The organism is Streptomyces sp. NPDC104371 (assembly GCF_055583785.1).
In genome coordinates this window covers 48543-63041 of record NZ_JBVJNF010000013.1, presented here as the reverse complement: position 1 = coordinate 63041, position 14499 = coordinate 48543, and the positions used below count along the sequence as shown (strand labels likewise).

Sequence of the window (14499 nt, the reverse complement as noted above, 5' to 3'; positions counted from 1 at the left end):
CGGCGTTCCCGCAGTCTACGTATAGAAGTCAAGGAACACAGGGGTCTCTTCCTGTGAATCCCGCATTAATCCCGCATACGATCAGCGACGAGCCATGGCACAGGCTCGCCGCCGTGAAACGCTGCCCCCACCCGTGGCGCGCCTAGGCGCCGGGCCGAGAGCCGCCCCCCAGCTCTCCCTTCCACCGCCGGTACAGGCCGTGCGGCACCCCTGCCGCGTCCAGCACCCGTCCCGCGACGAAGTCCACCAGATCCTGGATATGGGTCGCCCCCGCGTAGAACGCCGGAGTGGCCGGCAGGACGACGGCGCCCGCGTCGTCCAGCGCCACCAACTGCCGTAGCGTCTGGCCGCTCAGTGGGGTCTCCCGTACCGCGACGACGAGGGGGCGCCCCTCCTTGAGCGTGACGCTCGCGGCCCGCTGCAACAGATCCTTGGACAGCCCCAGGGCGACCCCGGCCACACAGGCCGTGGAGGCGGGCACGATCAGCATGCCCCGCGCGGGGTACGAGCCCGAGGACGGCCCGGCGGCGAGGTCGCCCGCGCTCCAGTACCGGACGCGGTCGCCGTCGAGGTCCGCCTCGAACGTCCCGGGCTTGCCGTCGGCCCCCCGCTCCAGCCACTCCCGCAGATCCTCCCGCCAGTGCGCGTCACGGAAGGAGATACCGGTCTCGTCCAGCAGCGTGAGCCGCGCGGCCCGGGAGACGACGAGATCGACGCTCTCCCCCGCGGCGAGGAGCCCGCGCAGCACGGCAGCCGCATACGGGGTGCCGGAAGCGCCGGACACCCCCACGATCCAAGGCCGGCGCGGCGTGTCTCCTGGCATGACTGGGTTCACAACACCGAGCCTATCCGGCCCCCGAAACCGAGAACCGGCCCAGGGGGCCAGGGCATATGCCCTGCGGCTCCCACCGGGAACTCACCGCGGACTCACACGGTCAGACCCCGGACCAGAAGGTCGAGCAGGGCGCACACGAACAGGGCAATGCCGATGAACCCGTTGACGCTGAAGAACGCGCGGTTGAGGCGGCTCAGGTCGTGGGGGCGGACGATCGTGTGCTCGTAGACGAAGGCGCCCGCCGTGATCACCAGGCCCAGCCAGAAGAAGACCCCGGCGCCGGTGGTGACCGCGTACCACGCGAGCAGTGCCGTCGTGATCGTGTGGCACACCCGGGCGCCCCGGATCGCGGCCGGGATGCCGAAGCGGGCCGGTACCGACATGACGCCGATCTCGCGGTCCGTCTCCACGTCCTGGCAGGCGTAGATCAGGTCGAAGCCGCCGATCCAGATGCCGACCGCGAGACCGAGGATCACCGCGTCCCAGGACCAGGTGCCGCTGATCGCCAGCCAGCCGCCGACCGGGCCCATCGCCTGGGCGAGACCCAGGATGGCCTGCGGGAAGTTCGTGAACCGCTTGCCGTAGGGGTAGACCACCATCGGGATCACCGCGACGGGGGCGAGGGCGAGGCAGAGCGGGTTGAGCAGGGCCGCGGAGCCCAGGAAGACCACCAGGGCGATCAGCGCGCCGGTCCACGCGTGGCGGACGGACATCGCGCCCGTGACCAGTTCGCGGTGCGCGGTCCTCGGGTTACGGGCGTCGATCTCCCGGTCGATGATCCGGTTGACCGCCATCGCGAAGGTCCGCAGCCCCACCATGCAGACGGTGACGAGCAGCAGCCGTCCCCAGTGGATGGACTCGTCCCACTTGTACATCGCGGTCAGCGAGGCGATGTACGCGAAGGGCAGGGCGAACACGGAGTGCTCGATCATCACCAGGCGCAGGAACGCCTTGGTGCGTCCTGGCTGCGGGATCGCGGCGGATGCTGAACTCACAGCCCGTACCCCGGTTCACCCTCGCGGCGGCGGCGGGGAAGCCCCGTCGCCGCGCTGCCTGCTTCCAGCGTGTACGGCTGCATCAGAGCCCGTACTCCTTCCAGCGTCGTGTCACCCGTTCGGATGTCTCCGGGTCGGACAACACCATCTCAGGCCAGCCGCCGTCCCGGGTGTAGCCCTCCTCGGGCCACTTCCTCGTCGCGTCGATACCCGCCTTGCCGCCCCAGAACTGCTGGTAGGAGGCGTGGTCGAGATGGTCGACGGGGCCTTCCACGACCGTGAGGTCACGGGCGTAGTCCGTGTTGCCGAGGGCCCGCCAGGCGACCTCGTGCAGATCGTGGACGTCGCAGTCGGCGTCGACGACCACGATCAGCTTGGTCAGCGACATCATGTGCGCGCCCCAGATCGCGTGCATCACCTTCTGGGCGTGCTTGGGGTACTTCTTGTCGATCGACACGATCGCGCAGTTGTGGAAGCCGCCCGCCTCGGGCAGGTGGTAGTCCACGATGTCCGGCACGATGATCTTGAGCAGGGGGAGGAAGAAGCGCTCGGTGGCGCGGCCGAGGGGACCGTCCTCCGTCGGGGGGCGGCCCACCACGATCGACTGGAGCAGCGGGCGGCGGCGCATGGTGACGCAGTCGATCGTCAGCGCCGGGAAGGGCTCCTGCGGCGTGTAGAAGCCGGTGTGGTCGCCGAACGGCCCCTCCGGCAGCATCTCGCCGGGCTCCAGCCAGCCCTCGAGGACGACCTCGGCATGGGCCGGGACCTGGAGCGGGACCGTCTTGCAGTCGACCATCTCGATGCGCCGGCCCGCGACGAACCCGGCGAAGAGGTACTCGTCGATGTCGCCGGGCAGGGGCGCGGTGGAGGCGTAGGTGACGGCGGGCGGGCAGCCGAAGGCGATGGCGACCGGGAGCTTCTCGCCGCGCTTGGCGGCCACCTGGTAGTGGTTGCGGCTGTCCTTGTGGATCTGCCAGTGCATCCCGATGGTGCGCCGGTCGTGGCGCTGGAGTCGGTACAGCCCGAGATTGCGGATCCCGGTCTCCGGGTCCTTGGTGTGGGTGAGCCCGAGGTTGAAGAAGGAGCCGCCGTCCTTTGGCCAGGTGAACAGCGCGGGCAGAGCGTCGAGATCGACGTCGTCGCCGTGCAGCACGACCTCCTGCACGGGCGCGCTGTCCGCCTTGACCTTCCTCGGCGGCACATGGGCCATCGTGCCGAGCTTGCCGAAGGCCTCGCGCATCCCGACGAACCCGTGCGGCAGTTCGGGCTTCAGCAGGCCGCCGATCTTCTCGGAGATCTCGCCGTACGACTTCAGGCCGAGGGCCTTGAGCAGGCGCCGGTCGGTCCCGAAGACGTTCATGGCGAGCGGCATCGACGAGCCGCGCACGTTCTCGAAGAGCAGCGCGGGCCCGCCGGACTTCTGCACCCGGTCGACGATCTCCCCGACTTCCAAGTAGGGGTCGACCTCCGCCTTCACGCGTTTGAGATCGCCCTCGCGTTCCAGCGCCCGGAGCAGGGTCCGAAGATCGTCGTAAGCCATGCGCACCAGTATCGCCGAGGGACCGCGCCGCCCCCGCGCCCACCCCTGAACCCGCCGGGTTCGAGGCGGGAGGGTGTCGGGGGTACGGGCTACCCTGACCCCGTCACCGGGCCCGTCCCCGGCTCTGTCACCGTCCTCTGGGGGGATCGCACGACCATGTTCCGGTATCTGCCCTTCCTGCTGGTCCTCGCGTTGTGGATCTATGCCTTCATCGACTGCCTGAACACCCCCGAGGAGCAGGTGCGCGGGCTGCCCAAGGTGGTCTGGGTGATCATCATCCTGCTCTTCGGCGAGGTGCTGGTCGGCCCGATCGCCTGGCTCGTCGCCGGCAAGGTGCGCCAGGCTCCGGCGGGCGGCGCCACGCCCACGGAGTGGCATCGCGACCACCGCACGACCTGGGTCGCGCCCGATGACAACCCCGAGTTCCTGCGGTCGCTGAAGGAAGAGAACAAGAAGGACGAGTCGCTGCTGAAGGACTGGGAGGCCGACCTGCGCCGCCGCGAGGAGGAGCTGCGGCGGCGGGAGCGGGGCGAGGAGCCCTCGGCCGACTGATGGAACTCCGCCTGCTCGTCGCCTTCGAGAAGGTCGCCACGGTGCTCAGCTTCACCCGGGCCGCGGCCGAGCTGGCGTACGCGCAGTCCAGTGTGACCGCGCAGGTCCGCGCCCTGGAGTCCGCCCTCGGCACCGAGCTGTTCGACCGGCTCGGCAGCCGGATCCGGTTGACGGAGGCGGGGGAACGGCTGCTGCCCTACGCCCGGCGGATCATCGAGCTGAGCGAGGAGGCGCGCGCGGCGGTCACCGGGACCGAGGAGCCGTCCGGGACGTTGACCGTCGGCACCATGGAGTCCCTGACGTCCTATCGGCTGCCCCCGCTCCTGGAGCTGTTCCACCACCGCTATCCCGGGGTACGGCTGTCGCTGCGGACCACCATCGGGGACGAGACGCGGCGGGCGCTGCGCCAGGGCACGTACGATGTCGGCTTCCTGATGGAGGAGCGGACCGAGCATCCCGGGCTGGAGAGCGAGGTGCTGGCGGTGGAGCCGCTGGCGCTGGTGGCGGCGGCCGGACATCCCCTGGCCGACCAGGAGGTCACGCTCACCGAGCTGGTGCGGATCCCCCTCCTCGCCACCGAACCCGGCTGTGCCTACCGGGACCTGTTCGAGCGGGAGCTCACCGCCGTGGCCCCCGTGGAGTTCATGGAGTTCGGCACGATCGAGGCCACCAAGCGCGCGGCGGCGGCCGGCCTCGGGGCGGCGCTGCTGCCTGAGGTGACGGTCGCCGCCGAACTCGCGGACGGATCTCTCGTACGACTGCGGTGGGAGCCGCCGTTCACGCTTCGGACGCAGTTGGCGTGGCGGGCGGGGAAGCGGCTTCCGGCGCATGCGCGGCTGTTCGTGGAGCGGGCGCGGCAGTTGGTGTCCGAGCAAGGGTGACCTTGAGACTGGCCGTCACGATCAGCGGGACGCCCAGTGCCTGGACGAGTCCGATGTGGTGGCCGTACACCGCCCAGTCCATGACCATCGCGACCGCCGGGTAGACGAAGGCGAGCACCGCGATCTTCGCCGTCGGGAGCGTGGCGTACGCGGCGTACATGAGGACGTACATCACGCCGGTGTGGATGACGCCCAGCCCGACCAGCCAGCCCCAGTCCGCGCCGTGCGTCCCCGTGGCGCCGAAGTCGGCGAAGGGCAGCAGCAGCGGGATGCCGACGAGCACCTGGACGAGGGCGATGAGGTGGGGCCGCACCCCGTCGATGCGCTTGATGACCAGGGTGGCCAGGCCGTACAGCAGCGCGGCGAGCAGCGCCTGGCCCACGCCGAGGAGATACGTCCCGCCGCTGGTGAAGTCGCCGGGGGTGATGCCCGAGACGAGGATCAGCCCGGCGAAGGCGACGCCCACCCAGCCGACCCTCGCGGCGGTGAGCCGCTCACGGAAGAACAGGGCGCCGAGCAGGACGACGTAGAACGGCTGGGTGTGGTAGACGACCGTGGCCACGGAGATCGAGGTGTTCTCGTACGACGAGAACAGCAGGACCCAGTTGAAGACGATGAACACCCCGCCGAGCGCCGCGAGACCCAACGTGCGCGGGGTGAAGCCGTGATCGCGCAGCCAGCCACGGGCGACGACGTAGGCGCCGAGGGCGAGGGCGCCGAACAGGACGCGGAAGAAGACGACGTCGAAGGGCGAGGCGCCCGACTCCACGACGAAGATACCGAGGGTGCCGGACAGCACCATCGCGGCGGTCAGTCGGGCGGTGCCCTTGCTCTCTGGTGTCATGCCCAGGACCGTACGAGCGGCCCGCACACCCGGTCCACGCGCTGGCGGGGCGTCCTGCCGATGGGGCTATCGGCAGGACCGATGACGGTGCGGCCCCTGGGCTCCCCTAGCCCTTGTGCCGGTAGACGACCAGATACCGTTCATCGCCGACGCTGTGGTCGAAGACACCGACCCCGGCCAAGTCGGCGACCGGTGTCTGCTCCTTTTCGGGAAGCCCCTTCGGGGTGCCCGTGGCCAGCGAGAGCTGGACGGGGGCCGTGGTCCCGCTCAGGCTCTTCGTGAGCGAGGTGCCGTAGGCGATGCCGTCGTCGGTCACGGAGGCGAAGGTGAGCGGCTTGCTGTCGTCGGTCTCCTCGAAGCAGTACCCCTTGTGCTCCTGGAGGTCGAAGGCGAGGTGCTCCGAGACGAGGTAGCGGCCGTTCGGGGAGAGCGCGTACTCAGGAGCCTTCCCCGACCCGATGAACGGCTTGGCGCACAGCACCGACGCCTCGACCTTGGCGGTGCTGCTGTCGAGCGCGGCCCACACGTTGTGGCCGCCGTCGTTCTTCTCGTCCCAACGGGCGATGAGGTGCCCGTCACCGCCCGGCCATACCGCACCGGTCTCGCTCTCGGCCTGGGACGGCACGCTGTTCTTGCTGCTCCAGGCGCCGGGAACGCCGAACATGCCCGCGCCCTCGTTGGCCACCACCGGGCCCCGCTCCGTCACGGCGGCGATCTCGTTGCCGTAGTTGCACGAGGAGCAGCCGTTCACCTTGAGGGAACCGGTGTCGTACTCGGTGGTCCGGCCCGTGGCCACGTCGACGACCACCTTGTGGTCGTTCTCCTTGGGCACGAGGAGCTTCGCCCCCGCATCGATGATGGTGCCCGTGCCGTAGTCACTCACCGGGATATCGACGTGGTGCGTGGGCGCGACGGCGTCGCCCGAGCCGTCCGCGGCGAAGATGTCCACGGAGTACACCTTCTTCGCCTTGGCCACCGCGTCCCCGCCCTTCTCACCCCGGGACCAGGCCACCAGGTATTCCCTGCCTCCGGCGGGCACGACGAACATGTGGGGCGTCTGCCCCTCGAACAAGTTCTCGAACGACTTGCCCGTCCAGCGCACCTTGCCGGACACCGCGTCCCGCACGGTCATCCGGTAGGCGGACCCCGTCACGGTCATCGTGGCTATCGCGGCGGACTTCGGCAGCATGCCGTACGTACCGACCTCCTGCCCCGAGAGCTGCCAGCCCCGTGACGTGTCGTACCCGGCCGGAACCTCGACCTTGAGCAAGGGGTCCGCTGTCGACGCCTGCGCGGAGGGCTCCTTGTCGCGGCCGAAGATGTTCTTCTTCCCCGATTCGCCCGATTTCCCCGAATCCCCCGATCCGCCACCGCACGCCGTGAGCGATCCGATGGCGACGACGGCGACGCACGCCTTGACGAGTACCGACCTCACGCGCTGCTCCTTCCGTTCCCGGAGGACAGGGCAGCCGTGCACCGAACCGCCTCCCCCGATGGCATGATCACGATGGAAGACTACCGGTGGAGCCACCACGACGGCCTTGCGGCAAGGGCCTTCCAGCGCACGGACTGAGGCACGGACGCGCCGCCGGGTCGTTCGTGACCCAATGGACACCGCACACCCCGGCCCGAATCAACTCTCCCTTTTTTACACTGAGTTGGGTACACATCACAGCAGCACATCCGACCGGACCGTCCCAGGGGGAGACGCGGTGGACAGACGGCTGCACGGCCGGGGGCCGCTGTTCGACACGGACCCGCCCGGCCTTGCCTCGCGGCTGGTCGGGCTGCGCCCGTATCAGCTTCGCTCCAGCCCGTACGAGCATGCCGTGGACGTCCCGTTCGTGGTGTTCACCGGTGGGCGCGGGCGCGGCAAGAGCGCGCTGCTCGCCCAGGTGCGCGCCGCCTATCAGGGGCATACGCCGGTCGCGCTGGTCGACGGCGAGGAGCCGCAGTTCGCTGTCGCTCCGCCGGAGCGGCCCGTCGCGGCCTGGTCGCCGGTCGCCCAGGCGCTCACCACGATCGCCGAGCAGCTCGCCGGGCCGGTGAAGGGCGCCCGGCGGATCGGGTTCCCGCGGCTCGCCTCCGGGCTGCTCGCCGTCGCCGCGGGCGGCTGGAGCGACCGGGACATGCCCCGGATGCGGCAGGAGGCCGAGCGGATCCTGCTGCTCAACGACTCGCGGTCCTTCCTCGACGGCTTCGCGGGCCGCTGGGCGGCCAAGGTCGTCGCCCAGCTCGTCTCGACCATGTCCCACACCGGGCCCGTCGTGGAGCCGATCATCGAGGCGACCCTGGAGTCCTTCAGCGAGGGCGTCTCGCCGACCCATCGGCGGCTGCGCCGGGCCGTCGGCTGGTACCGGGACTATCCGAACGCGGGCGGCAACCCCAAGCTCGGCCTGATCCTGCTGTCGGGGCACTTCCGGGCCGACGGCGACTCCCGCGCCCACGCCGAGCGCCACCTCGTCCGCGCCCTGCTGGCCGACCTGGACGACGCCTACACGGGCGTCATGCAGCGCTCGCACCGCCTGGGCCGCCCGGTCGTACTGCTCGACAACGTGCAGGCGCCCGCCGGGCGCGCCTTCATGGAGTACGTGCTGCGCGACCGCGCGGACGGCATCCGCGACCAGGTCGTCTTCTTCGCCGCCCTGCGCGGGCAGACGCTCCCGGGCGGCGGCACCTTCCGGGCGCTGCCCCACGCCGCCCGGCGCTCCCTGACCGAGGTCACCCGCGCCAGCCACTGGGAGCCCGGCGCCTCCCCGTCCTCCCGGGCCCTGCTCGTCTCACTGCCGCCGCTGACCCCGGACGACACCCTGCACCTCATGGGCGCCGCCTGCCGGGGCCTCACCATGCCGCCCCAACTCCCGCACGCCACGCACCGGTTGACCGGCGGCAGCCCGCTCGGCAGCACCCTGCTCGCCGCCTCCGCCCGGCAGAACCTGCCGCGCGGCGCCGACTCCCTCGGCGCGCTGCTCACCGGCGATGTCGCCGTCCACGAGGACCACACCGGCCGCCCCGCCTACCGGGAGCTGCTCGACCGGCTCGTACCGGGCGGCCGGCTGGACGAGCTGACCGTGCTCGCCGCCGCCCACGACCGCGCCTCCGCGCTGGCGCTCGCCGAGGCCCGGCTGCCGGACGACTTCGGCGCGGCCGGGGTGCTCGGCCTGGAGGAGCGGCTCGCCGAGGAGGGGTGGCCCACCACCGCCGGGCAGTTCGTCGGCGACCCGTTCCTGCGGGCACTGCTCCTGCTGCGGCTGCACCATCTCGGCACGGACCACGCCGAGTGGCAGGCGACCCACCGCGCGCTCATCGACCACTACGGCGGGGACGGCGCGGACGCGGCCCGCTACCGGCTGCACCACGAACTGGCCCTCGGCAGTGCCGACTTCGCGGTGGCCCATCTGCGGGACTGGTTCCCCGGCGCCGACGTCGGGGCCTGGCTGTCCGCGCTGCTGTTCATCGCCTCCGCGCCCTACTTCCACGCCCATGACTCCGAGGGCCGCGACTTCGCCGACCGCGACCATCGCGCGGCGATCGCGCTCGGCCGCATGGACGCGGCGCATCCGGTGCCGGAGGGCGTGGACGCCGTACTGCACTTGCGCGTACGGCGTCTGCTGCACGCGGTCTGGCAGCTCACCGATCCGCTGGTGCTGCCCGACCCGCAGGTGGCCGAGCGACTGCGCTTCGAGCTGGAGCAGTTGTCGAACCTGCGGCCCGGGGGCACCGCCCTGCTGTGGCGGGCCTCGCGGGACTGGCCCGCGCACGCGACGGCCGGACGGCCACTGCACGTCCCACGAGACGACCAGGACGGGGGCCGGTGATGGCGGCACGGCTGTGGAGATGGCTGCGCGAGGACGTCTGGGAGATCCGGTTCCGCCGGTATGTGGCGCTGGTGCTCGCCGCCGTGCTGGTGGCCGCCGGGGTATGGGGCGGGCTCCGGCTCACCCGGGAGGACCGGTCCTGCGCCACGGGCGTGGCCCGGCCGCAGGGCAGCGGCGACTGCGTGGGCGTGTCCACGACGGCGTACGACTTCGGGCAGCCCCGGTTCACCGACGCCGCGAAGGCGATCGACCGGGAGAACCGCCGCCTCAAGCCCGGCAGTTATGTGACGGTCGCGGTGCTCCTGCCGTTCACCACCTCCGCCCCGGCGAGCCTGAACGACACCCTGCATGAACTCCAGGGCGCCTATCTGGCCCAGTACCAGGTCAATCACGAACCGACCGGCGAGTACCCGCAGGTCCGGCTCGCCCTGGCCAACACCGGGGCGGACGGGTCCCAATGGGGGCAGGTGGTCGACCGGCTGGAGGAGATGGCCAAGGGCCCGGAGCGGCTGCGCGCGGTGACCGGGATAGGGCAGAGCACCGACAACAACAAGAAGGCCGTCCGGGAGCTGACCCACCGCGGTATCCCCGTGGTCGGCTCCTCGATCACCGCCGACGACCTCGCCAACGGGCAGGGCGGCAAGGACCCGTTCCCGGGGCTCGCCCGCGTCGCCCCCACCAACACCGACGAGGCCCGCGCCCTGGCCGCGTTCGCCCAGGTGACGGCCCGCAAGGCCCTGCTGGTGTACGACAAGCCGGGCGACCCCTACACCCGTACGCTAGAGACCTCCCTGAAGAAGCTGCTGCCCGGCACGCTGCACCAGCCGCAGCCCTTCACCCCGCCCGCGGACCGCACCCAGGACGGCACGACCGCGAACCAGTTCCGGCAGATCACCCAGCTCCTGTGCGACACCCCGAAGTCCACGGACACGATCCTGTTCGCCGGACGCCACACCCAACTGCGCCAGTTCATCAACGCGTTGGGGCAACGCGGCTGCACGGACCACAAGTTCACCGTGCTCACCGGGGACGAGGGCTCGTATCTCGCCGGGGACACGAAGCTCGACCGCGCGGCCCTGACCGACACACTCTCCGTGCGGTACACCGCGCTGGCCCATCCGGACGCCTGGAAGGGGAAGACGGCGGCGACCGGCGGCAGCGCGGCCGACGCCGCCGCCCTCGACGAGCTGGTCCGCCGCGCCGGGAAGGCGCCGGTCGGCCCGATCGGACCGACCGCCCTCGACGACGGGCAGCTCATCATCGCGCACGACGCCCTGCAGCTCGCGGTGAAGGGACTGCGCGAGGCCACGCTGAACGGCAGGACCGCGCCGTCGCTCGCGGACGTGGTCAACGAGTGGGCGCTCATCAAGGGCAAGCAGCGGGTGAACGGCGCGAGCGGATGGATCTGCCTCGATGTGCATGGCAATCCGTACGACAAGGCGGTGCCGATCGTGGAACTGAAGCCGTCGGGCGGCACCCGCTTCGTGCGGACCGCCTGGCCGGAACGCGAGCCCCCGGCCGGCAACTGCCTGCCGTCCGCGTGAGGAGGCGGTGAGGGGGCTGGGAGGGGGCTCACCCGCCGCCGCGCGCCGCACGGGCGAGCAGTCGCTCGAACCGCTCCCGCCAGCCCGGGTCCCGCTCCTGCTCGCTCTCGTGGGTGAAACGCACCGTCGTCCCCGTCGGGCGCCCCGGCTCCAGATGGAAGCGGATCCGGCCCCGCCCCTCCACCGTGTACTCCGCGACCCGCTCCACGTCCCACGCGGTGATATGGCCCTCGGCGGTCCCGTCGGGCAGGTGGAGCGCCACCGCGCCGCCGAGCCGTGGTTCGAACGGCTCGGCCGCGGCCAGCCACTCCCCCAGGCCCTCGGGGGTGGCGAGGACGGGCCAGGTCTCCTCCACGGTGCCGGGCAGCCGCAGCAGGTAGTGCCGTACCCACAGCTCGCCCCGGCACTCGGGAGTGCCTTCCTCGATCGGTTCGACGGGCTCGAGGGGACTGCTGGAACTGCTCATACCACCAGCCTCGCGCGCGGGCGAGGGATCCGCACACGGTCCGGGCGGCACCCCGGCGATCACGGCGGGGTACCCGCGTACGACGAAGGCCGGCCCGGTGCCGTGCAGCACCGAACCGGCCTTCGTCCTACGGGAGTTACTTCGCGTACGAGTGCATACCGCCGACGAAGAGGTTCACGCCGTAGTAGTTGAACAGGTAGCAGGCGAAGGCGACGAGCGCGATGTACGCCGCCTTGCGGCCCTTCCAGCCCGCGGTGGAGCGGGCGTGCAGATAGCAGGCGTAGGCGACCCAGGTGATGAAGGCCCAGGTCTCCTTCGGGTCCCAGCCCCAGTAGCGGCCCCAGGCGTCACCGGCCCAGATGGCGCCCGCGATGATCGTGAACGTCCACAGCGGGAAGACGGCGGCGTTGACGCGGTAGGCGAACTTGTCGAGCGAGGCCGAGGAGGGCAGCCGCTCCATGACCGAGGTGGCGAAGCGGCCGGGCGTGCCCCCGCCGGCCAGCTTGTTCTCGTAGGAGTCCTTGAAGAGATAGGCGAGCGTGGCGACCGCGCCGACGTAGAGGACCGCGCCGCAGAAGATCGCGGTGGAGACGTGGATGATCAGCCAGTACGAGTGCAGGGCCGGGACGAGCTGGTCGCTGGCCGTGTACAGGACCGTGACGGCGAGGCCCAGGTCGAGCAGGACCGTGGTGATGAGGAACAGGCCGATCCAGCGCACGTTCTTCTTCAGCGCCAGCAGCGTGAGGTACACACCGACCGCGACCGTGGAGAAGGTGATGCTGAACTCGTACATGTTGCCCCACGGCGCCCGCTGCACCGAGGCCGCGCGGGCGATGACACCGGCCAGCTCGACGAGGAAGGACAGCACGGTGAGCGACACGGCGATCCGGCCGTAGAGGTCACCCTGCTCGTCGCCGCCGTGGGCGCCCGGACCGTCCGGCACGTCCCGGGCACCGGCCGCGGCGCGGGTGACGACCTTCGGCCGCTCCAGCACCGCGGTGCCCCCGGCCTGCTTGACGGCGACGGCGGGCGCCTCGGCCGTGCGCGGCGCCTCGGCGGTGAGGGCGCTGGCCGTACGGGCGACCTTGCTGCGGCTGCCGAAGATCCATTCGGCGATGTACGCGAAGAAGGCCAGGGTGTAGACGGCCATCGAGGAGTAGATCAGCGTGTTGCTGAGATTCGCGAGATGTTCGTTGGTGGCGAGGGCGAGGGTCACTTCGTCTGAACCCCTTCAGCGGCAGGTACGTGAGATGCGGCGTCCGGCTCCCGATCGGGGTCGGCGTCTGGGTCGGCGGTCTTCGTGGGGGCCTGGTCGTGCACGAGCGCGGCCAGGTCGCCGAGTTCCTCGGGCAGCTTCGCCGACTCGCTGCGGCCGAGGCCCGCCATCTCCACCACGGTGGCACCGTCGGCGCCGGTCGTGGCGCGCACCCAGACCCGGCGGCGCGGGATGAACAGGGAACCGGCCAGACCGAGGATCGCGGCGAGCGCACCGCCGAGCGCCCAGCCAGTGCCGGGCTGCTGCACGATCTGGAAGCCGGCCCATTCCTTGACCTGCTTCTCGAAGGTGATCGAGCCGTTGCCGCCCGGCAGCTTCATGGTCTGGCCGGGCGCCAGCCGTTCCTTGAGGATCTGGCCGTCGGCGTCCTTGAACGTCTTCAGGTTCTTGGTGTTGAGCTGGTAGACGTTCTGCGGCACGCCCGCGTTGACGCCGAGGTCGCCGTGGTACGCGTTCACCGCGAGCACCGGGTTGTCGGCCGCGGGGAACTGGGAGAACATCGACCCCTTGCCGGCACCGGCGAAGGTCGGTACGAAGATCGCGCCGAAGCCGAGCTGCTCCTGCTCGCCCTTGGCGTTGCGATAGCCGTCGCGCACCTGGATCGCGCCCTGCGAGGTGATGTTGGCGTCAAGGTTCAGCATCGGCACGGCGTCATGGAAGACGACCTTGCCCTTGCCGTCGCGGACGGTGATCACGGGTGCGTACCCGTGGCTGACGAGATAGACCTTGGAGTCACCGATGTGCAGCGGCTGGTTGACCTTGACGGTGGTCTTCTTCGCCTTGCCGTAGGCGCCCTCGCTGTAGCTGAGGTCCGCCTCGAACGTGCGCGGGGTGCCCTTGTTCGGGCCGGTGCGCTCGTAGGTGGCGGTGAAGTCGCGCAGGGTGAAGCTGTACGGCACCAGGTCGTCGGCGGTGAAGAGGTTGCCGGACTTGAAGTCGTCGTACTGGGTGAGGGTGTTGGCGAAGCCGTCGCCCTCGATGATCAGCTTGTTGCCCTCGGACTTGTACAACTGGCCCCAGCCGAAGGCGATCAGCATCACCACCAGGGCGACATGGAAAAGCAGGTTGCCCGCCTCGCGCAGATAGCCCTTCTCGGCGGCGATGGCGTCCCCCGCGACATGCGCCCGGAAGCGCCGCTTCCGGAGCGCCTTCAGCGCGGCCTCGCGGACCTCCTCCGGTGCGGCGTCGGTCCGCCAGGTCGCGTACGCGGGCAGTCGCTCCAGGCGCTTGGGCGCGCCCGGCGGGCGGCTCCTGAGCTGGCCGACGAACTGCCAGGCGCGCGGCACGATACAGCCGATGAGCGAGACGAACAGCAGGATGTAGATCGCGGAGAACCACACCGAGCTGTACACATGGAACAGCCCGAGCCGGTCGTAGAGCGGGCCGAGGACGTCATGCGCGTCCTTGAACGCCTGGACGTCCATCGCGCTGGTGCCGGACTGCGGGATCAGCGAGCCGGGGATCGCGCCGAGCGAGAGCAGGAAGAGCAGGAGCAGCGCGACCCGCATGGAGGTGAGCTGCCGCCAGAACCAGCGGGTCCAGCCGATGACCTCGCGCGCGGTCCAGGTGATCCAGCCCAGCGCGCCGGGCGCCCGGGAGCCGCCGAAGGAGCCGGGCATGGCGGTCTCGACGGGGGCGGTGGAGAGCTGTGATCCGGCCTCGGTGAGGTCCTTGTCGGCGGGGGTGTCCGTATCGGCGGGGGTGTCCGTCGTCTCGCTGTGCACGTCGGTGCTCCGTGTGTCGCTCAT

Annotated in this window: 12 protein-coding genes; 4 read left to right on the top strand and 8 right to left on the bottom strand. The window is 70.8% G+C overall.

Features of this window, described 5'->3' with window-relative positions; all coding sequences use genetic code 11:
* Positions 1 to 142 precede the first annotated feature (142 nt).
* The 3 genes from ACZ60T_RS30625 to ACZ60T_RS30615 all read right to left on the bottom strand — a co-directional run bounded on the left by ACZ60T_RS30625 (position 143) and on the right by ACZ60T_RS30615 (position 3370).
* Positions 143 to 823 (bottom strand): UbiX family flavin prenyltransferase, encoded by a 681-nt coding sequence (locus ACZ60T_RS30625; protein ID WP_469668960.1) that lies wholly within the window; start codon positions 821 to 823, stop codon positions 143 to 145.
* A 104-nt stretch (positions 824 to 927) separates the two neighbouring features.
* Positions 928 to 1830, bottom strand: coding sequence for a menaquinone biosynthesis prenyltransferase MqnP (gene mqnP, locus ACZ60T_RS30620; RefSeq protein ID WP_365633626.1), 903 nt, complete (start codon positions 1828 to 1830; stop codon positions 928 to 930).
* 82 nt (positions 1831 to 1912) lie between these two features.
* Positions 1913 to 3370, bottom strand: a complete 1458-nt coding sequence (locus ACZ60T_RS30615; protein ID WP_469668875.1) for a menaquinone biosynthesis decarboxylase — start codon at positions 3368 to 3370, stop codon at positions 1913 to 1915.
* A gap of 156 nt (positions 3371 to 3526) precedes the next feature.
* On the opposite strand from ACZ60T_RS30615, the gene ACZ60T_RS30610 reads away from it, so the two are divergent.
* The gene (locus tag ACZ60T_RS30610; RefSeq protein WP_365633632.1) at positions 3527 to 3922 is read left to right on the top strand and encodes a PLD nuclease N-terminal domain-containing protein; all 396 of its coding nucleotides are present in this window, start codon (positions 3527 to 3529) and stop codon (positions 3920 to 3922) included.
* On the top strand, positions 3922 to 4803 hold the full coding sequence (locus tag ACZ60T_RS30605; RefSeq protein WP_469668874.1) for a LysR family transcriptional regulator: 882 nt from the start codon (positions 3922 to 3924) through the stop codon (positions 4801 to 4803). Before ACZ60T_RS30610 ends, ACZ60T_RS30605 begins: the two co-directional genes overlap by 1 nt.
* Here ACZ60T_RS30605 and ACZ60T_RS30600 read toward each other — a convergent pair.
* Positions 4700 to 5647, bottom strand: coding sequence for a DMT family transporter (locus ACZ60T_RS30600; protein ID WP_469668873.1), 948 nt, complete (start codon positions 5645 to 5647; stop codon positions 4700 to 4702). The genes ACZ60T_RS30605 and ACZ60T_RS30600 overlap by 104 nt on opposite strands.
* Positions 5648 to 5753: 106 nt before the next feature.
* Positions 5754 to 7082, bottom strand: a complete 1329-nt coding sequence (locus tag ACZ60T_RS30595) for a hypothetical protein (RefSeq protein WP_469668872.1) — start codon at positions 7080 to 7082, stop codon at positions 5754 to 5756.
* A 277-nt stretch (positions 7083 to 7359) separates the two neighbouring features.
* Here ACZ60T_RS30595 and ACZ60T_RS30590 point away from each other — a divergent pair, with 277 nt between their 5' ends.
* The gene (locus ACZ60T_RS30590) at positions 7360 to 9465 is read left to right on the top strand and encodes a hypothetical protein (protein WP_469668870.1); all 2106 of its coding nucleotides are present in this window, start codon (positions 7360 to 7362) and stop codon (positions 9463 to 9465) included.
* Entirely contained in the window at positions 9465 to 11009 is a 1545-nt protein-coding gene (locus ACZ60T_RS30585; protein WP_469668868.1) for an ABC transporter substrate-binding protein, read from the top strand. Before ACZ60T_RS30590 ends, ACZ60T_RS30585 begins: the two co-directional genes overlap by 1 nt.
* A gap of 28 nt (positions 11010 to 11037) precedes the next feature.
* Here ACZ60T_RS30585 and ACZ60T_RS30580 read toward each other — a convergent pair whose 3' ends face one another.
* The 3 genes from ACZ60T_RS30580 to resB all read right to left on the bottom strand — a co-directional run bounded on the left by ACZ60T_RS30580 (position 11038) and on the right by resB (position 14499).
* Positions 11038 to 11475 carry an SRPBCC family protein gene (locus tag ACZ60T_RS30580; protein WP_469668867.1) on the bottom strand — a complete coding sequence of 146 codons (438 nt, stop codon included), beginning with the start codon at positions 11473 to 11475 and terminating at the stop codon, positions 11038 to 11040.
* 136 nt (positions 11476 to 11611) lie between these two features.
* Positions 11612 to 12691: a c-type cytochrome biogenesis protein CcsB gene (gene ccsB, locus ACZ60T_RS30575; RefSeq protein WP_365633652.1), complete on the bottom strand. Its 1080-nt coding sequence runs from the start codon at positions 12689 to 12691 to the stop codon at positions 11612 to 11614.
* A complete protein-coding gene (gene resB, locus ACZ60T_RS30570) occupies positions 12688 to 14499 on the bottom strand; it encodes a cytochrome c biogenesis protein ResB (RefSeq protein ID WP_469668866.1) in 1812 nt (603 codons plus the stop codon). Before resB ends, ccsB begins: the two co-directional genes overlap by 4 nt.